The organism is Sideroxyarcus emersonii, assembly GCF_021654335.1.
Classification (GTDB): domain Bacteria; phylum Pseudomonadota; class Gammaproteobacteria; order Burkholderiales; family Gallionellaceae; genus Sideroxyarcus; species Sideroxyarcus emersonii.
The window spans coordinates 1,154,134-1,174,648 of record NZ_AP023423.1 but is presented as its reverse complement, the minus strand read 5'-3'; the positions used below and the strand labels follow the sequence as shown (position 1 = coordinate 1,174,648).

Here is a 20,515-nt window from a genome sequence, read left to right as displayed (position 1 = left end):
GCACCAAAGCTTGTAGATATAATCCGGCCAATCAACACGATAACTCATCGGAAAATGCGCCCTTCACTTGCCTTGCAAACACACCGCGATGCGATCCGCGAGATCGCCTTGCGCCATCGTGTGCGCAATGTGCGGGTGTTCGGCTCAACTTTGCATGGAAGCGACACCGAAGACAGCGACCTTGATTTGCTGGTCGAGCCGACGGCTGAAACCACGCTGATGGATATTGCAAGAATCCAGATCGAGGTTGAACAACTGCTCCATGTCGGCGTGGATGTACTGACCCCAAACGCGCTGCCCGATAAATTCCGCGCTCAAGTGATGGCGGAAGCCGTTGCGGTATGAGCAAAGCGGACGTCCTGCGCATACCGGACTATCTCGGTCACATCGTCGAGGCCATCGAACGTATCCACGAGTATGTTGCGGACATGAACGAAGTGTCTTTCCTTAAAGACAGGAAGACTCAGGATGCCGTCATCCGCAATTTCGAGATCATCGGCGAAGCCGCCCGCAACATCGAACGCCATCATGCACTATTCGCCGCAGCCCACCCGGAAGTGCCCTGGTCAGTCCTCTACACCATGCGCAACCGCGTGTCGCATGGCTACTTCAAGGTCGATCTGGAAATCGTCTGGAAAACCATACACACCGACTTGAACGAATTGCATGAGCAAATCCGCAAGCTGCTCGAACAAGCGAGCTAACCCTTTTCGATCTATTCTGCCGTGCGCGCCAACCAGCAGCTCTCATTACCCGAGATGAACGCCATTCTGCGCGAGATGGAACAGACGGAACGCGCTGACCAGTGCAACCACGGACGGCCGACCTGGTTCCTAGTGAAGCTGGCGGAGTTGGATGCGATGTTCATGCGAGGGAAGTAAGAATGTTTGATTATTAATTCTGGGGGCAAGTTATGACAGATGTTTTTATTAGCTATTCGACCAAAGATTCACAAATTGCCCAACAAATTCACACCTCGCTATCTTTGGCTGGCGTAAAGACTTTTATGGCTGAGTTATCTATCGATCCTGGCGCAAAATGGTCCGAGGAGATAATAAAAAACATGCGTAGTTCCCAATGGGTACTCTTCTTAGCATCGAAGGCAGCCATCAAATCACCTGCAGTTCAACAAGAAGTTGGCGCTGCAATTTTTTCCGGAAAAACCGTAATTCCTGTCATTTGGGAAATTTCGCCTGAAGAGCTTCCTGCATGGGCTAAAGAACAACAAGCAGTGGATATGCGTAACGGGAATATCGAATCACTTCAGCCTATCTTTCATAAAATCGCACAAACAGTTCGTTCCAATGACTTCATGGCCGGTGTTGTTGTAGCCGCTTTGTTTTTTGGATTTCTCTATTTAATTACAAAAAAATAGCCAAGTTAGTAAATTGAATACCACCACTCAACGTTCATTTACCACCCGCATCGCCTTCGCCTCCTTCATCGGCACCGCCATCGAGTTCTACGATTTCTACATCTACGGCCTCGCCGTGGCGATGGTGATAGGCCCGGTGTTCTTTCCCAACAGCGATCCGGCAGTGCAGGCACTCAACGCCTTCCTCACCTTCGGCATCGCCTTCGTCGCACGCCCTTTCGGTGCGCTGCTGTTCGGCCATTTCGGCGACCGCATCGGGCGCAAGACGACGCTGGTGGCGTCGCTGCTGGTGATGGGTACCTCCACCACGCTGATCGGCGTGCTGCCGAGTTATGAAGCCGTCGGCTGGGTGGCACCTTTGCTGCTGTGCCTGCTGCGCTTCGGCCAGGGCATCGGACTTGGTGGCGAATGGGGCGGCGCGGCCTTGCTGGCAGCGGAATATGCGCCCAAGGGCAAACGCGGCTGGTTCGGCATGTTCCCGCAGCTTGGCCCTCCTGTCGGCTTCCTGTTCGCGGTGGGCAGTTTCCTGTTACTGGCGAATCTGCTCAGCGATGCCGAGTTCCGCGCCTGGGGCTGGCGCATCCCCTTCCTTGCCAGCGCGGTGCTGGTGGCGATCGGGCTTTATGTGCGGCTCAAGCTGGAAGAGACGCCGGTATTCACCCGGGCACTGAAGGCGAACCCTCCGGTGAAGCTGCCGCTGGTTCCGCTGTTCGCACACCACGCCAAGCCGCTGATCCTGGGCGCGCTGATCATGGTGGTGTGTTACGCCTTGTTCTACATCACCACGGTGTTCTCGCTGAGCTACGGCGTCAGCAAGCTCGGCATCCCGCGTCCGCAATTCCTAGGCATGCTGTGTATCGCGGTCGTCTTCATGGCAGCCGCCACGCCGCTCTCCGCCTGGCTGGGCGACCATTATGGCCGCCGCCCGGTGTTGCTGGTTGCGGGTATTGCCGCGCTGCTGTCCGGTTTTCTGATGGAGCCACTGCTTAACAGCGGTTCGCCGGTGTCGATCACTGTGTTCCTGAGCCTGGAACTGTTCCTGATGGGTGCGACGTTTGCACCGATGGGCGCGCTGCTGCCGGAACTGTTCCCGACCGCCGTGCGCTATACCGGCGCAGGCGCGGCCTACAATCTGGGCGGCATCCTCGGCGCGTCGCTGGCGCCTTACCTCGCACAGCAACTGGTGCAGCATGGCGGCCTTGCCTGGGTGGGCGGATACATTTCGGTCGCGGCGGCGATCAGCGTGCTGGCCGTGTTGGCGATACACGAGACGCGACATCAGGAGTTGGCATGAACGCCAACATTGATTTCCCCCGTCATTCCGGCGCAGGCCGGAAAACAAGGCCAGCGGCCGCAGTTTCGAGGGACGGCCATCCAGTTGAAAAAATGATTCCCGCGAAGCGGGACAGCTGGTTGTGTCGCTGCGCGGTGGTCTTGTTTCACTGGATTCCGGCCTGCGCCGGAATGACTCGCTTTGTCCTAACGGATTATTTGGGATGAACATTCTGCCCCCTGCAATCTTCCTGATGGGCCCCACCGCCAGCGGCAAGACCGGCGTCGCCGTGGAACTGGTGCAAAAACTTCCGGTGGAACTCATCAGCGTGGATTCGGCACTGGTGTTCCGTGACATGGACATCGGCACCGCCAAACCGGATGCCGCCACGCTGGCCCGCGCACCGCACCACCTGATCGACATCATCCCTCCCACCGAAGCCTATTCCGCCGCGGCCTTTCGCCATGACGCGTTGCGCCTGATGGCGGACATCACCGCGCGCGGCAAGGTCCCGCTGCTGGTGGGGGGGACCATGCTCTATTTCAAGGCGCTGCGCGAAGGCCTGAGCCCGTTGCCGCAAGCCGATGCCGCACTGCGCGCCGAGCTGGATGCCGAGATCGCGCAGCAAGGTATCGAACACCTGCACGCCAGGCTGGCCGAGGTGGATGCCGAAACCGCCGCCCGGCTGCATTCCACCGACACGCAGCGCATCCAGCGCGCAATGGAGATCTACCGACTCAGCGGCCAGCCGATGTCGGTGCTGCTCAAGCAGCAGGAACAGAACCCGCTGCCCTACCGCATCCTGCCCATTGCGCTCATCCCTTCCGACCGCGCCGTGCTGCACCAGCGCATTGCCACTCGCTTCGCAGAGATGCTGGAACAGGGGCTGGTGGATGAGTTGCATCGCTTGCGCAAAAAATACACACTGCATCCGAACATGACTTCGATGCGCTGCGTCGGCTATCGGCAAGCCTGGCAATTCATCGAAAACGAGATCACCGGACCGCAACTGCTGGAGACCGGCATCGCCGCAACACGGCAACTGGCCAAGCGCCAACTGACATGGTTGCGCTCAACACCGGATATTATCGAACTGGATTGCCTGAAACCGGAGCTTGCCTCTGCTGTCCTAACCATCGCCGAACAGGCTGGCATCGCCCATTGAACCCGAACAAGGAGACCACCATGACCGCCATCAACTTCAAACGCGAAATCCACGACACCTTCGACCATGCCATCGAGCGCGCCACCAAAGCCCTCGCTGCCGAGGGTTTCGGCATCCTCACCCGTATCGACATGCACAGCAAGATCAAGGAGAAAACCGGCAAGGAGATCATCCCCACCGTGATCCTCGGCGCATGCAACCCGAATCTGGCCTACGAGGCGTATACCGCAAACAGCGACGTGGCCAGCCTGTTGCCCTGCAATGCGGTGATCCGCGAATTCGCGCCGGGCAAGGTGTCGGTCGAATTCGCCAAGCCGACCGGAATGATGAAGATCATGGGCGATGCCAAATTGGTCGCATTGGCTGCAGAAGCGGATGCCAGGATCGAACGCGCGCTGACACAAGTCTGAAAGATGCCTGTAAACCTCCATCGCGTATAATGCGCGCCATCGTTTTCACATTACGCTAACGTTCATTCCATGAAAATCGCCATCGCCGGTACCGGTTACGTAGGCCTTTCCAACGCCATCCTGCTTGCCCAGCACAACGAAGTCGTGGCCATCGACATCGTTCCGGAAAAGGTGGCAATGCTCAATCGCAAGCAGTCGCCGATCGAAGATGTCGAGATCGAGGACTACCTGACGCACAAAAAGCTCAATTTCAAGGCCACGCTGGACAAGCGCGAGGCCTACACCGGTGCGGAATACGTCATCATCGCCACGCCGACCGATTACGACCCCGAAACCAACTACTTCAACACGAAATCCATCGAGGCGGTGATCAAGGATGTGCTGAGCATCAACCCGCAAGCGGTGATGATCATCAAGTCCACCATCCCGGTCGGCTATACCGCCAAGCTCAGGCAGCAACTCAAGTGCGACAATCTCATCTTCTCGCCCGAATTCCTGCGCGAAGGCAAGGCGCTGTACGACAACCTGCACCCGTCCCGCATCGTGGTCGGCGAGCGCTCGAAGCGTGCCGAGACCTTCGCGAACCTGCTGAAGCAAGGCGCGATCAAGCAGGACATCCCGACCCTGTTTACCGACTCGACCGAGGCCGAGGCGATCAAGCTGTTTGCCAACACCTATCTCGCGATGCGCGTGGCCTATTTCAACGAGCTCGACACCTACGCGGCCACGCATGGACTGGATACGAAACAGATCATCCAGGGGGTGAGCCTCGATCCGCGCATCGGCGACCACTACAACAACCCTTCGTTCGGTTACGGCGGCTACTGCCTGCCGAAGGACACCAAACAGCTGCTGGCCAATTACCGCGACGTGCCGCAGAACCTGATCCATGCTATCGTCGAGTCCAACACAACGCGCAAGGATTTCATCGCGGAAAGCATCATCAAGCGCAACCCCGGCGTGGTCGGCATCCACCGCCTGGTCATGAAGAGCGGCTCCGACAATTTCAGGTCAAGCAGCATCCAGGGCATCATGAAACGCATCAAGGCCAAGGGGATAGAGGTGATCGTGTATGAACCCGCGCTCAAGGAGCCGGAATTCTTCCACTCCAGGGTAGTGAACGACCTGGCTCAATTCAAGAAGCAGGCCGACGTCATCGTGGCCAACCGCATCACCGACGACATCCGGGATGTGGCGGACAAGGTCTATAGCAGGGACCTGTTTGGGAAAGACTGAACGCCTGCCTTGGCAGGCAGGGAGATGAACCGGCTCAGTGCGGCTTGCTCAGGTCGCACACGATGCCCGCTTCGGCACCGACGATGAGCATCGCCTGCTCCGCACTTGTACGCAACAACTCGCCGATATCCTTGTAATCGTCCGGCAAGGCCGCATCGTCCCAGCCGTTGGCCGAGTGGCGCGCCAGGTTGACCGCCAGCACGACGTTTTTCACCCGGGTCTTCTTGGCGTTCGCATCGTCCATCAGGGTCATCAGCAATTCCGGCAGTTCCCATTGCTGGACCAGTTTCTTCTGCAGGTCGCCCAGGGCAAACCCGAATACCTGCTCCTGCGCCACCCGACTGCGCAGCGTCTTGTCCTGCTGCTGCATGGCACGCACTTTCAGCATGTCCTGCGGTGCAAAACACCACATCAGCATCTCGGCCAAATCATGCAGCAACGCCGCTATGCGGACCTCCTCGTAATGCAGGTCGTTCAGCCGCACCGCCCAATCATAGGCATATTCCGAGGCACGGTGCGCACGATGGATCGCATGCAGCAGATGGACCAAGGCATCCATCTGGCCTTTCAGCACATCCTGCACCGTGGGTTGGGAGGGTATCTTGTTGAAGAAGGCTTCGACGCCCAGCATGATGAGCGCCTGCTCGACCTGCATCACTTCGCTGGTCTGGCTGCGCCGTTTATGTTGCTGGAGATAGCGCAACAGCTTGACCGTCATCATCGGATCGACCGCGATCACCTGGGCAACGGCTCGCGCGCTCAACCGGTTCTGGTCCTGGTGGAGCGCATCCAGGTCGCGCGCGGTCTGCTTGAGCACCGGAAGGTCCGCCCTGGTCAGGAAATCGACCCAGCCATCCAACCCTGTCACATTCTGCTGTTGCATGATTGCCCCTCCCCATACCGGTACACAGCAGTTTACGGCATTTTTACAGCAATCTTTAGCTGTTCCGGCCTTGTACCGCCAGCGTACCACTGCGTCCTTCGACCATACCGGGTTTCACTTCGTATCTGGGCAGATCGGCCAGCTTGAATCCTTGCAGGTATTGACGCATCGATACCAGTTCGTAGCCCTGCGCCGTCCAGCCTTGCAACAGCTGCTCGAAGATCGGCATCCACTTTTGCCCTTCCAGCTCGGCATGCAGGGTATAGACATGACCGGTCTCGGACGGCTTGCTGGTGATGTCGAGCAGATGCTGGGCGACATTCTGGATGGTAATGCCGTCGCGCCCGACGAGTTCGTCCAGCGTCGGCAAGGTGGTGGGCAATTGCGGGCAGGCGATAATCTCGGCATCCCAGGTCGGAATGAATGGCCGCGTACCGCGCGTATCGGAGCTGTATTCAAAGCCCAGGTGCTGTGTCTGCCGCAAGGCATGACGATTGGTCTGCCATCCTGCCGCCGCATGGGCCTTGGGCGGGGTGCCGAATATCTCGGTGAATCGCCCGACCGCCCGCTGCATCTCGCGCTTGGTCCAGCGAGCCCCTTTGGCTGCCACATGGTCCTGCCAGCGGATATGGTCGTAGCAATGGATGCCCACCTCGAAACCCGCATCGCGCACGCTACGCATGATATCGGCACAATTGCGCCCGATGTCCGGCCCCGGCAGCAAAGTGCCGTACATCAGGGTCTTGAAACCATAATGTTCCAGCACCGAGGTACGCGACACTTTTTTCATGAATCCCGGACGAAACACGCGCTTGATCGCACGTCCGGTATGGTCCGGCCCCAGGGAAAAATAAAAACTGGCCTGCGCGTGATGATTCTTCAGCGTTTCCACCAGACGTGGCACACCTTCGCGCGTGCCGCGATAGGTGTCCACATCGATCTTGAGGGCGATTTGTTTCATAAAGACGAGTACTGAGCGCCGAGTTCTGAGTGCTGAGTACTGGTGTTAACTCAGCACTCGGCACTCGTTACTCAGCACTTTCAGTCGACCAGGCCGCGTGCTTCGGCGATCTGGCTGCGATAGGCGTCGAATATCTTGCGCAGGGTGTCGGCCATGGTGGTGGACGGTTTCCAGCCAAGATCTTCGCAGGTGTTGGTGATCTTGGGCACGCGGTTCTGCACATCCTGGTAGCCCTTGCCGTAATACGCATCGGAAGTGGTCTCGACGATCTTCACCTTGGCGGCGGAATCGCGATACTCCGGATATTCCTTGGCCAGCTTCAGCATCATGTCGGCCAGGTCGCGGATGGCGTAGTTGTTGGTCGGGTTGCCGATGTTGTAGATCTTGCCGGTAGCCACGCCGTTCTTGTTCTCGATGATCTTCATCAGCGCGTCGATGCCGTCGTCGATATAGGTGAAGGCGCGTTTCTGATGGCCGCCGTCCACCAGACTGATGTTGTTGCCGCGGATGATGTGGCCGAGGAACTGGGTCACCACGCGCGAGCTGCCTTCCTTCGGCGTATTGATCGAATCCAGGCCGGCGCCGATCCAGTTGAACGGGCGGAACAGCGTGAAGTTCAGGTTGTCCTGCATGCCGTAACCCCAGATCACGCGGTCCATCAGCTGCTTGGAGTTGGAGTAGATCCAGCGCGGCTTGTTGATCGGGCCGCAGATCAGTTCGGAATTTTCCGGGTCGAATTCTTCGTCGTGGCACATGCCGTAGACTTCGGAGGTCGATGGGAACACCAGGTGCTTGTTGTACTTCACGCAGGCGCGCACGATGGGGAGGTTAGCTTCGAAGTCCAGTTCGAACACGCGCAAAGGCTGCTTCACATAGGTGGCCGGTGTGGCAATGGCAACCAGCGGGAGGATCACGTCGCATTTCTTGACGTGGTACTCGACCCATTCCTTGTTGATGGTGATGTCGCCTTCGAAGAAGTGGAAGCGCGGCTTGCCGATCAGGTCGGAGATGCGGTCGGTGCTCATGTCCATGCCGTAGACTTCCCAGTCGGTGGTGGCCAGGATGCGGTTGGACAGATGGTGGCCGATGAAGCCGTTCACACCCAGGATCAGTACTTTCTTCATTTCTTTTTCCTCAACGATTGAACTCAAACTTTTCCGCGCCGTACTTCGCTGCGAATTCTGCGGCACTCATTTCGACACCGTCCAGCTCGAAGCGCACCACTCGCAGCAGCCCGCTGCCGCATGTCGCATACGCCCTGCCTTCTTTAACGTAGAAGGCTGGCCGTTCCTTGCCTGAAGCTGCGCGTTCGCCGACCAGCGTCTGCAGGATGCGCATCGACTTGCCCATCACTTGTGTCGTCGCTCCGGGATACGGGGGCGCTACAGCGCGCACCAGGTTGTGTATCTGCGAAGCCGACTGCGTCCAGTCGATGATGCCATCTTCCGCCTTGCGCCCGCCGAAATAGGCACCCTTGCTCAGATCCTGTTTCACTGCCTGTGCCTTGCCTGCCAACAGCGAGGGCAACACGCCGTTCAGCGCCATTTCTGCTGCCACCGTCACCTTCTGGAACACCTCGAATGCCGTGTCGTTTGGCAGGATGGGTACAGCCTGCTGCGCCACGATGTCGCCGTTGTCGGGCTTTTCGGTCATGTAGTGCAACGTCGCGCCGGTTTCCGTTTCGCCGCGGATTATCGCCCAATTCACCGGCACACGCCCGCGATATTTAGGCAGCAGCGAACCGTGCATGTTCAGCGCACCGCGCCTGGGAATGGCCAGCAGCGGCGCTTTCAACATCTCGCGGTAGTAGAACGAGAAATAGAAATCCGGCTGCAAGGCGCGTATCCGCTCTTCCACTTCCGGCACATTCGGATTGTCCGGCGTGATGGTCGGGATGCCGTGCAGTTCGGCCAGCTTCTGCACGCTCTCGAACCAGATGGTCTCTTTCGGGTTGTCGCGATGAGTCACCACCAGCGCCACATCGACGCCGTGCGCCAGCAGGACATTGAGGCATCGGACGCCAACGTTGTGATACGCTAAGACGACGGCCCTGCTCATTCCTCACCATCCGCGAACAAGGAAGGATGCGCCGCATCACCGGCAGGCTTGGCCTTCGCCCTGGCTTTCCTGGGTGCGGTCTCAGCAGCGTCGGGAGCAGCTGCCTTGCCCTTCCCGCTTCCCTCCTCCCCCTTCTCGGACTGCTCCAGCACTGCTTCGACCAGATAACGCGGGCGATGACGTACCTGCTGGTAGATGCGCCCGACGTATTCACCCAGCAGGCCGATACCGAACAGCGCAATACCGATGAGGAAGAACATCAGCGCAAACAGGGTGAACAAGCCCTCGGCTTCGGGGCCTATCACCAGGCGACGCACGACTAGGAAGACGAAGAACAGGCCTGAGAGTACCGAAATCAGCATCCCCAGCATGGAAAACATCTGCAACGGCACCAGCGAGAAGCTGGTCATCAGGTCGAAATTAAGACGGATCAGACTGTACAGCGAATACTTGGATTCCCCCGCTGCGCGCTCTTCATGCCCCACCACCACCTCGGCGGGATTGCGCGCGAAGCTGTAGGCCAATGCCGGGATGAAGGTATTCACTTCCTTGCAGCTGTTGATCGCGTCGATGATGTTGCGGTCGTAGGCGCGGAACATGCAGCCCTGGTCGGTCATCTTGATGCGGGTGATCTTCTCGCGCAGCCCGTTCATGGCGCGCGAGGCGACATGCCGCCACCAGCTGTCGTTGCGCTGGCGACGGATGGATCCAACGTAATCGTATCCCTCGTCCATCTTGGCCAGCAGCAGACCGGTGTCTTCGGGCGGATTCTGCAGATCGGCATCCAGCGTCACCACACGTTGTCCGCGGCAGTGCTCGAAACCGGCCATGATCGCCATGTGCTGGCCGAAATTGCCGTTGAACAGCACCACCCGTGTCACATCCGGCCGTTTCTGGAACTGCTCGCGCAGGATAGCGGCGGAACGGTCGCGGCTGCCGTCGTTGACGAACAGTATCTCGTAACCGATGCCGAGCTTGTCCAGTGCGGGATACAGACGGTCGAACAGGGCATGCAGGCCCTGCTCTTCGTTATAAACTGGGATGACGACGGAAAGTTGGGGTGTACTCATAGGGGCGGCATTTTACCGCAGAGAGGCGAGATAACGAAATTCGCTAACTTGCCAGCACTTCCCGAACAGCCTTCACCACGCGCTCGACATCCGTTTCGCCCATCTTCGGGAACAACGGTAACGTGACGATGCGGCGCCCTACGCTCTCCGCGACAGGGAACATGCCTTCCTTGAAGCCGCGCTCGCGGTACATCCTGAACAGGTGGATAGGCGGGTAATGCACACCGCAGCCGATGTTGCGGGCCTTCATCTTTTCCATGAACCCGGCACGCACCACCCCTTGCGGCAGCACGATCTCGAACATGTGCCAATTGGTGTTCTCGAAATTCGCCAACGGCAGCTGCACCCCGGTCTGCCGCTCGAAATCCGCGCCGAAGGTCGCGAAATAATGCCTCGCCAAGGCATGGCGACGCGCAGTGATGGCATCCAGCTGCGGCAACTGGTTCAGGCCGATGGCGGCGGCGACATCGGTCATGTTGTATTTGCCGCCCAGCACATCAACCTCCATGCCGTCGAAACCGCTGCGCGTCACGCCTTGCAGGCGATATTTTTCCGCCAGCCGTGCCTCATCCTCGTTGTTCAGCACCAGGCAGCCGCCTTCGGTGGTGGTGAGGTTCTTGTTGGCCTGGAAACTGAACGACACGAAATCGCCGAACGAGCCGATGCGCTTGCCTTTCCACAGCGAGCCGATGGCCTGCGCCGCGTCTTCCACCACGCGCAGCTTGTGGCGCCTGGCGATGTCGTAGAGCCTGTCGCGATCCACCGGCAAACCGGAAAGATCGACCGGGATGATGGCTTTCGTGCGAGGCGTGATCGCCGCTTCGACCTTGTCCAGATCGATGTTGCGCGTGGCCGGGTCGATGTCCGCAAATACCGGCGTGGCCCCGGTCTCGATGATCACATTGGAAGTGGCCACCCAGGAAATGGGGGTGGTGATGACTTCGTCGCCGGCGCCGATGCCCGCAATGCGCAAGGCGATCTCCATGGTGCAGGTACCTGAGTTGAAGGTACGTACCGGGCGCCCGCCGAAATATGCGGAGAGCTGCTTCTCGAATTCCAGTACCTTGGGGCCGCTGGTGACCCAGCCGGAACGCAGCACGTCGCCAACGGCCGCGATGGCTGCTTCGTCGATATAAGGTCTGGTAAAGGGTAAGAATTCGCTCATAATTTCATCCGTTTCTATTCTACAAATCCGCCATTCCGGCGCAGGCCGGAATCCAGCGGTTTTATCAAAATGCCTTTGGTTTTATCTCCGCGGTGCGGAGAATCCTTTCACTTGTCTGGATACCGTCCGTCGCCGGCATGACGGTCAATCTCAAGCTCTTGAAATGATGATGACACCGAGGATGATCACCCCCATGCCGGCCAGCTTGGTCGGATTGAAGGCCTCGCCCAGCAGGTACCAGGCAGCGACTGCATTGACCACATAGGCCATGGACAGCATCGGGAAGGCGATGCTGACCGGCACGCGCGACAGCGCCAGTATCCACACCACCACGCTGATGCCGTAGCAGAACAGCGCGGTAACGATGTGCCATTCGGTCGCCAGCTTCCAGCCGATGGGCAGGATGTTCGCCGCGCTGAATTCGAAATGACCGATGGCGTTGGTACCTGCCTTCATCAGGATCTGTGCAGCGGCGTTCAGCATCACGCCGGTAAAAATCAAACCGAAACTGACCAGGTTCATGGCTTGCTCACCACCACATATTGTTCGTCACGATAAATCTCTTTCATTGCCATTCCCTGCTGCTGGAGGATATAGAACAGTTGCGTCGGCACGATAGCATAAGCCTGCGCCTGTGCGCTCCAGCGCTTGGCCAGCAGCTCCACCGAGGGTATCCAGCGTTCCGGCTCCATCTTGATGCCGAAATCCATCTCGTCCTGATAGCTCACCAGAGTGAACGTGCGCTTGAGGTAGAACGGCAGCGTCTGCTCGTAGCAGAACACGGAGTAGAACGGCACCTCCGGCTTGATCAGCGGTTTGATGGCTTCGGCGAGGATATAACTGGAACGCTCCGGGGCGATGGTGTTGTAGCCCGAGGTGGCCAACTGCGCGGCAGTGAGCGAAGAGAACGACAGCAAGATGACGGCGATCATCTTGCGTTCGCGGCGCAACAGCCACAATGCGCCAGCCACCCCGACGAACCAGCTCGCCGCTGCGATCACCAGCCACACCGAGTAGTTGCCGTACATCTCATGCTGCAACGGCGTATCGGCAGCCCTGTCGGCAAAAGGAGCCCCCGCCAGCAACGCCACCACCACGGCCAGCACGGGCAGCGTCAGCCAGAACAGGCGGCGCGCATTCATTTCCGCAAGCTGTTTGCCCATCAGCAGCGCCAACGCCGGGAACATCGGCAGCAGGTAAGACGGCAACTTGGAATCGGAAACCGAGAAGAAGAGGTAGACGAACACCGCCCACACCAGCAGGAAACGTTCCGGACTGAATGATCTGGCCTTCTGCACGCTCCCGCGCCATGTGCGCAGCAAGGTGTCGAACATCAGCAGCGTCCACGGCATCATGCCCAGCAACAGGATAGGCACGAAGTAATACCAGGGCTGGAAGCGCCCGTGCACCTTGGTGGTGAAGCGCTCAAAATGTTCGTAAATGAAAAAACGCTGGAAAAATTCCGGGTTGGCCTTGATCACCAGCACGAACCAGGGAACCGCGATCAGCGCGAATAACAACAAGCCGCTGAACCAGTGCATGCGTTTCCACACGCCGATATCCCGGTTGAACACGGAATACAGGAACAGCGCAGCCCCCGGCAGGATCAGCCCCATCAGCCCCTTGCTCAACACGGCCAGCGCCAGCCCGGCCCAGGCCAGCAACATCCAGTTGCGTCGGGTCGCGACCCGCTCTTCGCCTTGGGCGAGCAGCAGCGAGAATAGACCGAGCGTGATGAAGAAGGTCACCCCCATGTCCAGCGTGTTGATATGCGCCAACATCGCGTACAGCATGCTGCTGCCCAGCAACAATGCCGCATAGATGCCCGCCTCGCGCCCGAACAGGCGTGTGCCTGCGAACCATGCCAGCAGGATGCCGGCAAAACCGGTCAGCGCCGCCCAGATACGCGAGGTCCATTGATGCTCGCCGAACACCTCATATGCCACGGCGGTGGCCCAATACTGCAGCGGCGGTTTCTCGAAATACTTCAGCTCGTTCAGGCGCGGCGTCGTCCAGTCGCCGCTCACCGTCATCTCGCGCGGGATCTCGGCATAACGGCCCTCGTCCGGCCGGATGAGTTTGCGGTATTCGAGATTGCCGAACCAGATGATCGCGACCAGCAGCAACAACAGCCAGAGTCCGCGTCGGGAAATGTCATTCGTCATAAAGAAACAATTCGTGGACTGAAAGAACAGGCGCGGATTTTAACCTAATCCGTTTGGCGCCCGCGCTTTTCCTGCACCACGGCACGTGCCCCGCCTTGCGCAAACGTGATGTCCAACAGCTCTCCCGGGGCGAGCTGCTCGCTGCTCGCCACGATGTCGCCTCGCGCATCGCGCACCAGGCTGTATCCACGCGCCAGCACCTGTTGCGGATCGAGGAACTGCAAGTGCTGCTGCAATGCGACCAGCCGCGCGTCATGGCGATCCAGCAGGTTGCGCATGACCGAGATTAGCCGCCGGGCCCGGTTGGCATGCTGTTCGCGCGCGCGGCTAATCTCCGGGCGCAACGCCCGCAACCGCTGCCACAACACATTGCAGCGCGCCTGCTGATGCTGCATGGCATAGGTTTGGGCGAGCCGCACGCGCTGTTGCAATCCGTCCAGGCGCTCGCTTTGCTGGCGAATGCGTTGCGCCGGATGCACCAGCCGCCGTTGCAGGAAATCCACCTGTTGCATGCGCTGCTCGAACTGGCGCATGGCCGCACGCGCCAGATGCCGTCGCTGCTGCACCAGGCGTTGCTGCAATTCCTGCCGATCCGGCACCACGGCTTGAGCCGCCGCCGTCGGCGTGGCGGCACGCAAGTCGGCCACGAAATCGGCAATGGTAAAGTCGGTCTCGTGCCCCACTCCGCACACCACCGGGATGTGGCTGGCGGCAATAGTCCGCGCCACGACTTCCTCGTTGAATGCCCACAGGTCCTCGATGCTGCCGCCGCCACGGCACACGATCAATACGTCGCACTCAGCACGCTGGCTCGCCGCCCTGATCGCTTGCGCGATCTTTTGCGCGGAGCCCTCGCCCTGCACTGGCGTCGGATACAACACCACCGGCACGCCAGGCATCCTGTTCGCCAAGGTACGCAGCACATCGCGCAGCGCAGCCGCTTGCGGCGAGGTGACGATGCCGACCTGTTTTGGCAGCAGCGGCAGGGCGCGCTTGCGGTCGGCATCAAACAATCCTTCATCCTCAAGCCTGGATTTCAGGCGCTCGAACGCCTCATACAGCGCGCCCAGTCCCGCCGGACGCATCCTTTCCAACGTCAGCTGAAAATCCCCCCGCGCTTCATAGAGCGTGGCCAGTGCCAGAACCTCGACCTGCATGCCGTTGGCAGGTTTGAAATCCAGGTACTGACTCTTGTGGCGAAACATCACGCATCGGACCTGGGCAGCTTCGTCCTTGAGCGAAAAATACCAGTGCCCGGAAGCCGCACTGACGAAATTCGATATCTCGCCACGCACCCACAATAACGGGATGCCGCTTTCAATCAATTGTTTTGCCGCGAGATTCAATTCGCGCACACTCAACACATGGTTTTTATCCATCCAGATTCCCGATCCCGCATTTGCCCAAGGCAAAATTTTTTATCGCAATTAGGCCAAATGGCATATTGACAATTCGTTTCCATCCACAACCCCAGCAAATTCGCCGCTTTCCATGGGGATTACATTTCGCGCAGATGACAACTTACATCAAGTCATTGTTTTTAATCGATTTTAATGCGGCGCATTTTTTGAGCGATTATCCGGAAAGCGCGACAGTACTAGGGTTCCGATGGCCATCCCGGATATTCATGCACAAAGTTATCCACAGATTTTGTGCATAAGAAAACAAATCGTTTATACAGCGCTCAGTTAGCGCGCAGCACTCCTCGCCCACCTTGCTCAAACATGCCCTACAAGATACAGTGCCGCCTTCGAATTTAAGCATAATTTCCTGGAGACGTTGCGTGTTCACACTCATTGAAGCAGCCGGCTGGCCGATTTATTTACTCCTCATCGCTTCCGTGGTCGCTGGCGCACTCATCATCGAACGAGCCATCTTCCTGCGCAGCAAGAAGATCGTGCCCCCCGCCCTGCTGGACGAAGTGGTACAAGAACTCAAACAGCGCGGCGTCAGCCAGCAGATGCTCGCCAAATTGAGCGAAGGCTCGCCGCTGGGCATGGTGTTCGCCGCCGGATTGAAGAACATCAAGAGCTCGCCGGAGGTCATGAAGGAATCGATCGAAGAGGCCGGCCGCAGCGCCACCCACCAGCTCGATCGCTTCCTCACCACCCTGGGCACCATCGCTTCCATCAGCCCCCTGCTTGGCCTGTTCGGCACGGTGATCGGGATGATCGAGATCTTCGGTTCGCAGAATGCCGGCGGCGCAGCCCCCACCGAACTGGCACACGGCATCTCGGTCGCCCTTTACAACACGGCGTTTGGCCTGATCGTGGCCGTGCCCAGCATGATCGCCTACCGCCACTTCCGCGCCCAGGTCGAGAGCCTGACCATCGAGATGGAGCAGCAAGCGATCAAGCTGGTCGAGATCGTGCATGGCGAACGGAAATAAGGGGGCCTTATGAATTTTCGGCGCGGCATCACCCGTGAAGAGCCGGAGATCAACCTGATCCCGATGATCGACGTATTGCTGGTGATCCTGATCTTCCTGATGGTCACCACCAGCTACTCGAACTTCGCCCAACTGCAGATCAACCTGCCCCAGGCCGCCGGAGATGAAGGCGTGTCGCCCCCGGGCAAACCGATCAATGTCGCGGTCGATGCCTCCGAACATTATGCGGTGAACAGCGTGCGCACGCCCTTCAACGGCGTAGCGGATTTCAGCGCAGCCTTGCGCAAGGCTGCCGGCAGCCAGAACGACCCGACCATCATCATCAACGCCGATGGCAAGGCAACCCACCAGTCCGTCATCAACATCATGGAAGCCGCACGCATCGCCGGCTTCGGACGCATCACCTTCACCACCCAGAACCAGAACAACAAATAGACACCCGGCATGGAGCGGCTGCAACACCACTGGTATCGACTCTCGCCGCTTCACCTGGTGCTGCTTCCCGCCAGCCTGCTCTTCCGCGCACTGGCTGCCGTGCGGCGCTTCCTTTACCGCAGCGGGATCGTCGCTTCGGTCAAGCTGCCTGTCCCGGTTGTCGTCGTCGGCAACATCAGCGTAGGGGGCACCGGCAAGACGCCGCTCACGCTATGGCTGGCCCGGCAGTTGATCGATAACGGCTGGCACCCCGGCATCATCAGCCGCGGTTACACCAGAACCGCCAGAGGGCACAAAGCGCCGCAGGAAGTCAGCGGCACCGATGACGCCGACGATGTCGGCGACGAACCGCTGCTGATGGCGCAGCGTGCGCTATGCCCGGTATGGATCGGCCGTGACCGTCCGGCAGCGGCATTGGCCCTGCTGCAGGCGCATCCCGAATGCGACATCGTGCTCAGCGACGATGGCATGCAGCACTATCGCCTGCAGCGGGATGCCGAGATCGCGGTCGTCGATGGTGCGCGGCATTTCGGCAACGGCCTGCTGCTGCCGGCAGGCCCGCTGCGCGAGCCGGTATCGCGGTTGCGCCAGGTCGATGCGGTCGTGATCAACGGCGGCAAGGCAGGCGACGGGGAATTCTCCATGAGCCTGCACGGCTCGCTCTTCTACAACCTGCTCAATCCTGAGATCGAGGTTGCGGCGGGCGAATTCGCCGGCCAGCGTTTGCATGCCATTGCAGGCATCGGCCATCCGCGTCGTTTCTTTTCCCACCTCGACCAGCTCGGGCTGGATGTGCAACCGCATGCTTTCCCTGACCATCACCGCTATGCCGCGAGCGATATCGCCTTCGCCGATGCGGATGCGATACTCATGACTGAAAAAGATGCGGTAAAATGTGCAACCTTCGCCACCGAAAGATGCTGGGTGCTGCGAGTGGATGCACAAATCGATCCGTCCCTCACCCAACTCATCCTAAAAAAGGTCACGCCGTAATGGACGCCAAACTTCTCGATATCCTGGTTTGCCCGCTGTGCAAATCCCCGCTCATCTATCGCAAGGCCGAACAGGAGCTGATCTGCAAGGCCGACCGCCTGGCTTTCGCCATCAAGGACGGCATCCCGGTGATGCTGGCAGACGAGGCACGCGAACTGAGCGCACAAGAGGTCGAGGCACTTTGAAAGCGATCTTCAAGGTCGTCATCCCCGCCCGTTTTGCCTCCACCCGCCTGCCCGGCAAGCCATTGCTGGACATCGGCGGCAAACCGATGGTGATTCGCGCGGCAGAGCAGGCCTCGCTCAGCGGTGCCGGGCAGGTCATCATCGCAACCGACCACCAGCCCATCGTGTCCGCCGCCCAAGAACACGGTTTTCAGGCCTGCATGACGCGCGCCGACCACAACAGCGGTACCGACCGCATCGCCGAAGTGTCGGCGCAACAAGGCTGGGCCGACGACACCATCGTGGTCAACGTGCAGGGCGACGAACCGTTGATCCCGCCCGCCCTCATCCGCTCCGTCGCGCAACATCTGCACGACCATCCGGATTGCGCCATCGCCACGGCATGCCACCCCATCCATGACGAAGCGTCCATGCGCAATCCCAACATCGTCAAGGCAGTGCTGGACAAGCAAGGCAATGCCCTGTATTTCAGCCGCGCCCCCATTCCCTGGCCGCGCGATGCCTATGCCGGCAACCTGCCGTCGCCGCAACACGCCCATGCGCTGCGGCACATCGGCATCTATGCCTATCGCGCCAGCTTCCTGCGGATATATGGCCAGCTGGCCCCGGCACAGATCGAACAGATCGAATCGCTGGAGCAGCTCCGCGCGCTGTATCATGGCTACCGGATCGGCGTAGCCATCACGCCCGAGGCTCCGCCCAGCGGCGTGGACACCGAAGCAGACCTGCTGCTTGCCAGAAAGATTTTCGAAACGAGACGATAAATTAACTGGAGGAACGAACCATGAGACTGATCCTGTTAGGAGCACCCGGAGCCGGCAAAGGCACCCAGGCGAATTACATCAAGGAAAAGTTCGGCATCCCGCAGATTTCTACCGGCGACATGCTGCGTGCCGCCATCAAGGCGGGCACACCGCTCGGCCTCGCAGCCAAAAAAGTGATGGATGCGGGCAACCTGATCTCCGACGAGATCATCATCAACCTGGTCAAGGAGCGCATCAAGGAAGCCGATTGTGCCAAAGGATTCCTGTTCGACGGATTTCCCCGCACCATTCCCCAGGCACAGGCGATGAAGGATGCTGACATCCGCATCGACTATGTGGTGGAAATCGACGTGGCCGACAGCGAGATCGTCCAGCGCATGGGCGGCCGCCGCGTGCATCTGGCATCGGGACGCACCTACCACGAGATATTCAACCCCCCCAAAGTGCCCGGCAAGGACGACATCACCGGCGAGGAACTGGTGCAACGACCGGACGATGCGGAAGATACCGTGATCAAGCGTCTCAACGTCTACCACGAGCAGACCCAGCCATTGGTCGAGTACTACACCGCCTGGGCCAAATCCGGAGACCTGAAGGCCCCGAAAATCATACACATCCCGGGAGTGGGCAGCGTGGAAGGCATACGCGACCAGGTCTTCCGCGCACTGGGCAAGTGACCATGGCCGGCAAACCCATCCTCACACTGGAAGATGCCAGACGCGTTGCCGCGGCCGCCGAAAATGAAGCGCGCGCCAACGAGTGGAAGGTCGTCATTGCGGTGGTGGACGACGGCGGCCATCTGCTCTATCTGCAACGCAGCCATGACACCCAGTTCGGCAGCGTCGAAACGGCCATCGCAAAGGCACACGCCGCTGTTGCCTTTCAGCGTCCGACCAAGGCCTCCGAGGATGCCGTACTCAGCGGCCGGCTCATCCACCTTGCCCTGCCGGGGGTGATACCGGCTGAAGGTGGCGTGCCGCTGGTGCGTGACGGAGTCGTCGTCGGCGCGCTCGGCATCAGCGGAGTGCGTTCCATCCAGGACGGACAGATCGCCCAGGCCGGGGCGAGCGCACTTTGATCCGCGGCTGGTTCGCTCCCCTTACCGCACAAGCAATACCGCTCATCAAATGAAACGGGCATCATCCGCACACGGATGATGCCCGCTCAGCGCATACATGAAAATCAGTTGGCCGGCGCCCGGTAGTTATCCTGCGTCAGCAGGTCGATGCCGCAAGGCAGGGCTTCGATCCAGTTCAGGAATTCGTTCACCATTTTCTTGCCAACGAAAGAACGCCCATGCTGGGGCACGATCGCCTCGACATCCATCTGGCGCACCATATTCACCCAGAAACGGCAAATCTTGTTGGAAATCATGTAGCGCCTGTGGAAACCTTCCATGTACTGGATATGCGACTTGAAGTTCTCGACCGGCTTGTCAGCCTCGGTATGGCCCACGATGGAAGCACCCATGTCGCCCGAGAACAGGATCTTGCTGACTGGATCATAGAACTGGAAGTTGCCTTCCGAGTGCATGAAGTGGGCCGGGATCGCCTTGATGACGGAACTCCCGAGGGGAATATTCATGCCCTCGTCGGGGATGCCGAGCACTCGTCCGGAAGAGTTGTCGCCGCTGCAGAAATGGGGCACAAAGCGCACCCACAGCTTGGAGATCATCACATTGCAGTCGGAATGGATCATCCACTTGTTGACCGAGGCGATGATGTCGGGGTCTGCGTGCGAAGCCAGAATGTACTTCAGCTTCTTGGGCGGGAAATAATTGTGCATCTCCATCAACAGACCGTTATAGGTCATGTTGCCGCCCGGATCGACCAGCGCGCCTTCGCCGTTATCGACGATCAGGAACTGGTTGGCCTGCACCGCCTCGCCGGCGGAATCATCCACCAGATCGTCGAACATCAGGCACTGGTGCTTGCCGTTATTGAATAATTCGATGGCCATTCTGCTTCTCTCCCCCTGGATTTTTATGG

Annotated in this window: 26 protein-coding genes; 16 read left to right on the top strand and 10 right to left on the bottom strand. The window is 59.2% G+C overall.

From position 1 onward, the window contains the following. The first annotated feature begins 54 nt into the window (after positions 1-54). The 9 genes from L6418_RS05720 to L6418_RS05685 all read left to right on the top strand — a co-directional run bounded on the left by L6418_RS05720 (position 55) and on the right by L6418_RS05685 (position 5,459). Positions 55-345 carry a nucleotidyltransferase family protein gene (locus L6418_RS05720; protein WP_237248512.1) on the top strand — a complete coding sequence of 97 codons (291 nt, stop codon included), beginning with the start codon at positions 55-57 and terminating at the stop codon, positions 343-345. Next, the gene (locus L6418_RS05715; RefSeq protein WP_237248511.1) at positions 342-704 is read left to right on the top strand and encodes a DUF86 domain-containing protein; all 363 of its coding nucleotides are present in this window, start codon (positions 342-344) and stop codon (positions 702-704) included. Before L6418_RS05720 ends, L6418_RS05715 begins: the two co-directional genes overlap by 4 nt. Positions 705-758: 54 nt before the next feature. Continuing rightward, positions 759-881: a hypothetical protein gene (locus tag L6418_RS13450; RefSeq protein WP_269807833.1), complete on the top strand. Its 123-nt coding sequence runs from the start codon at positions 759-761 to the stop codon at positions 879-881. 32 nt (positions 882-913) lie between these two features. Next, positions 914-1,375 (top strand): toll/interleukin-1 receptor domain-containing protein, encoded by a 462-nt coding sequence (locus L6418_RS05710; protein ID WP_237248510.1) that lies wholly within the window; start codon positions 914-916, stop codon positions 1,373-1,375. A 13-nt stretch (positions 1,376-1,388) separates the two neighbouring features. Further along, positions 1,389-2,669: an MFS transporter gene (locus L6418_RS05705; RefSeq protein ID WP_237248509.1), complete on the top strand. Its 1,281-nt coding sequence runs from the start codon at positions 1,389-1,391 to the stop codon at positions 2,667-2,669. Next, positions 2,666-2,875 (top strand): hypothetical protein, encoded by a 210-nt coding sequence (locus L6418_RS05700; RefSeq protein WP_237248508.1) that lies wholly within the window; start codon positions 2,666-2,668, stop codon positions 2,873-2,875. The genes L6418_RS05705 and L6418_RS05700 overlap by 4 nt, the downstream gene beginning before the upstream one ends. Continuing rightward, positions 2,872-3,813 (top strand): tRNA (adenosine(37)-N6)-dimethylallyltransferase MiaA, encoded by a 942-nt coding sequence (gene miaA, locus L6418_RS05695; RefSeq protein ID WP_237248507.1) that lies wholly within the window; start codon positions 2,872-2,874, stop codon positions 3,811-3,813. The genes L6418_RS05700 and miaA overlap by 4 nt, the downstream gene beginning before the upstream one ends. A gap of 20 nt (positions 3,814-3,833) precedes the next feature. Further along, positions 3,834-4,223 (top strand): DUF302 domain-containing protein, encoded by a 390-nt coding sequence (locus tag L6418_RS05690; protein ID WP_237248506.1) that lies wholly within the window; start codon positions 3,834-3,836, stop codon positions 4,221-4,223. Positions 4,224-4,292: 69 nt separating this feature from the next. After that, complete coding sequence (locus tag L6418_RS05685; RefSeq protein ID WP_237248505.1) at positions 4,293-5,459, top strand: nucleotide sugar dehydrogenase; 1,167 nt, start codon at positions 4,293-4,295, stop codon at positions 5,457-5,459. A 34-nt stretch (positions 5,460-5,493) separates the two neighbouring features. On the opposite strand, the gene L6418_RS05680 is transcribed toward L6418_RS05685, so the two are convergent. The 9 genes from L6418_RS05680 to xseA form a co-directional block, all read right to left on the bottom strand. After that, on the bottom strand, positions 5,494-6,342 hold the full coding sequence (locus L6418_RS05680; RefSeq protein WP_237248504.1) for an HDOD domain-containing protein: 849 nt from the start codon (positions 6,340-6,342) through the stop codon (positions 5,494-5,496). A gap of 55 nt (positions 6,343-6,397) precedes the next feature. Beyond that, the gene (locus L6418_RS05675) at positions 6,398-7,303 is read right to left on the bottom strand and encodes a polysaccharide deacetylase family protein (protein ID WP_237248503.1); all 906 of its coding nucleotides are present in this window, start codon (positions 7,301-7,303) and stop codon (positions 6,398-6,400) included. A gap of 80 nt (positions 7,304-7,383) precedes the next feature. Next, positions 7,384-8,427 (bottom strand): bifunctional UDP-4-keto-pentose/UDP-xylose synthase, encoded by a 1,044-nt coding sequence (locus tag L6418_RS05670; RefSeq protein WP_237248502.1) that lies wholly within the window; start codon positions 8,425-8,427, stop codon positions 7,384-7,386. A 10-nt stretch (positions 8,428-8,437) separates the two neighbouring features. After that, the gene (locus tag L6418_RS05665) at positions 8,438-9,361 is read right to left on the bottom strand and encodes a formyltransferase (protein WP_237248501.1); all 924 of its coding nucleotides are present in this window, start codon (positions 9,359-9,361) and stop codon (positions 8,438-8,440) included. Next, entirely contained in the window at positions 9,358-10,431 is a 1,074-nt protein-coding gene (locus L6418_RS05660; protein WP_237248500.1) for a glycosyltransferase, read from the bottom strand. The genes L6418_RS05665 and L6418_RS05660 overlap by 4 nt, the downstream gene beginning before the upstream one ends. A gap of 43 nt (positions 10,432-10,474) precedes the next feature. Beyond that, positions 10,475-11,596, bottom strand: coding sequence for a DegT/DnrJ/EryC1/StrS aminotransferase family protein (locus L6418_RS05655; protein ID WP_237248499.1), 1,122 nt, complete (start codon positions 11,594-11,596; stop codon positions 10,475-10,477). 150 nt (positions 11,597-11,746) lie between these two features. Further along, positions 11,747-12,118: an EamA family transporter gene (locus L6418_RS05650; RefSeq protein WP_237248498.1), complete on the bottom strand. Its 372-nt coding sequence runs from the start codon at positions 12,116-12,118 to the stop codon at positions 11,747-11,749. Further along, positions 12,115-13,761: a glycosyltransferase family 39 protein gene (locus tag L6418_RS05645; protein WP_237248497.1), complete on the bottom strand. Its 1,647-nt coding sequence runs from the start codon at positions 13,759-13,761 to the stop codon at positions 12,115-12,117. The genes L6418_RS05650 and L6418_RS05645 overlap by 4 nt, the downstream gene beginning before the upstream one ends. A gap of 44 nt (positions 13,762-13,805) precedes the next feature. Beyond that, complete coding sequence (xseA, locus tag L6418_RS05640) at positions 13,806-15,140, bottom strand: exodeoxyribonuclease VII large subunit (protein WP_237248496.1); 1,335 nt, start codon at positions 15,138-15,140, stop codon at positions 13,806-13,808. 404 nt (positions 15,141-15,544) lie between these two features. Here xseA and L6418_RS05635 point away from each other — a divergent pair, with 404 nt between their 5' ends. From L6418_RS05635 to L6418_RS05605, 7 genes are read left to right on the top strand one after another with little or no spacing between them, the layout of a single operon-like run. Further along, positions 15,545-16,150, top strand: coding sequence for a MotA/TolQ/ExbB proton channel family protein (locus L6418_RS05635; RefSeq protein WP_237248495.1), 606 nt, complete (start codon positions 15,545-15,547; stop codon positions 16,148-16,150). Positions 16,151-16,159: 9 nt separating this feature from the next. Further along, positions 16,160-16,585, top strand: a complete 426-nt coding sequence (locus L6418_RS05630; RefSeq protein ID WP_237248494.1) for a biopolymer transporter ExbD — start codon at positions 16,160-16,162, stop codon at positions 16,583-16,585. Positions 16,586-16,594: 9 nt separating this feature from the next. After that, a complete protein-coding gene (lpxK, locus tag L6418_RS05625) occupies positions 16,595-17,578 on the top strand; it encodes a tetraacyldisaccharide 4'-kinase (protein ID WP_237248493.1) in 984 nt (327 codons plus the stop codon). Next, positions 17,578-17,763 carry a Trm112 family protein gene (locus L6418_RS05620; RefSeq protein WP_237248492.1) on the top strand — a complete coding sequence of 62 codons (186 nt, stop codon included), beginning with the start codon at positions 17,578-17,580 and terminating at the stop codon, positions 17,761-17,763. Before lpxK ends, L6418_RS05620 begins: the two co-directional genes overlap by 1 nt. Before the next feature lie 5 nt (positions 17,764-17,768). Then, positions 17,769-18,527 carry a 3-deoxy-manno-octulosonate cytidylyltransferase gene (kdsB, locus tag L6418_RS05615; protein ID WP_408641574.1) on the top strand — a complete coding sequence of 253 codons (759 nt, stop codon included), beginning with the start codon at positions 17,769-17,771 and terminating at the stop codon, positions 18,525-18,527. A 20-nt stretch (positions 18,528-18,547) separates the two neighbouring features. After that, positions 18,548-19,204: an adenylate kinase gene (adk, locus tag L6418_RS05610; RefSeq protein ID WP_237248490.1), complete on the top strand. Its 657-nt coding sequence runs from the start codon at positions 18,548-18,550 to the stop codon at positions 19,202-19,204. Positions 19,205-19,206: 2 nt separating this feature from the next. After that, positions 19,207-19,605 carry a heme-binding protein gene (locus L6418_RS05605; RefSeq protein WP_237248489.1) on the top strand — a complete coding sequence of 133 codons (399 nt, stop codon included), beginning with the start codon at positions 19,207-19,209 and terminating at the stop codon, positions 19,603-19,605. A gap of 104 nt (positions 19,606-19,709) precedes the next feature. Here L6418_RS05605 and L6418_RS05600 read toward each other — a convergent pair whose 3' ends face one another. Beyond that, the gene (locus L6418_RS05600) at positions 19,710-20,486 is read right to left on the bottom strand and encodes an MBL fold metallo-hydrolase (protein WP_237248488.1); all 777 of its coding nucleotides are present in this window, start codon (positions 20,484-20,486) and stop codon (positions 19,710-19,712) included. Positions 20,487-20,515: the final 29 nt, after the last annotated feature.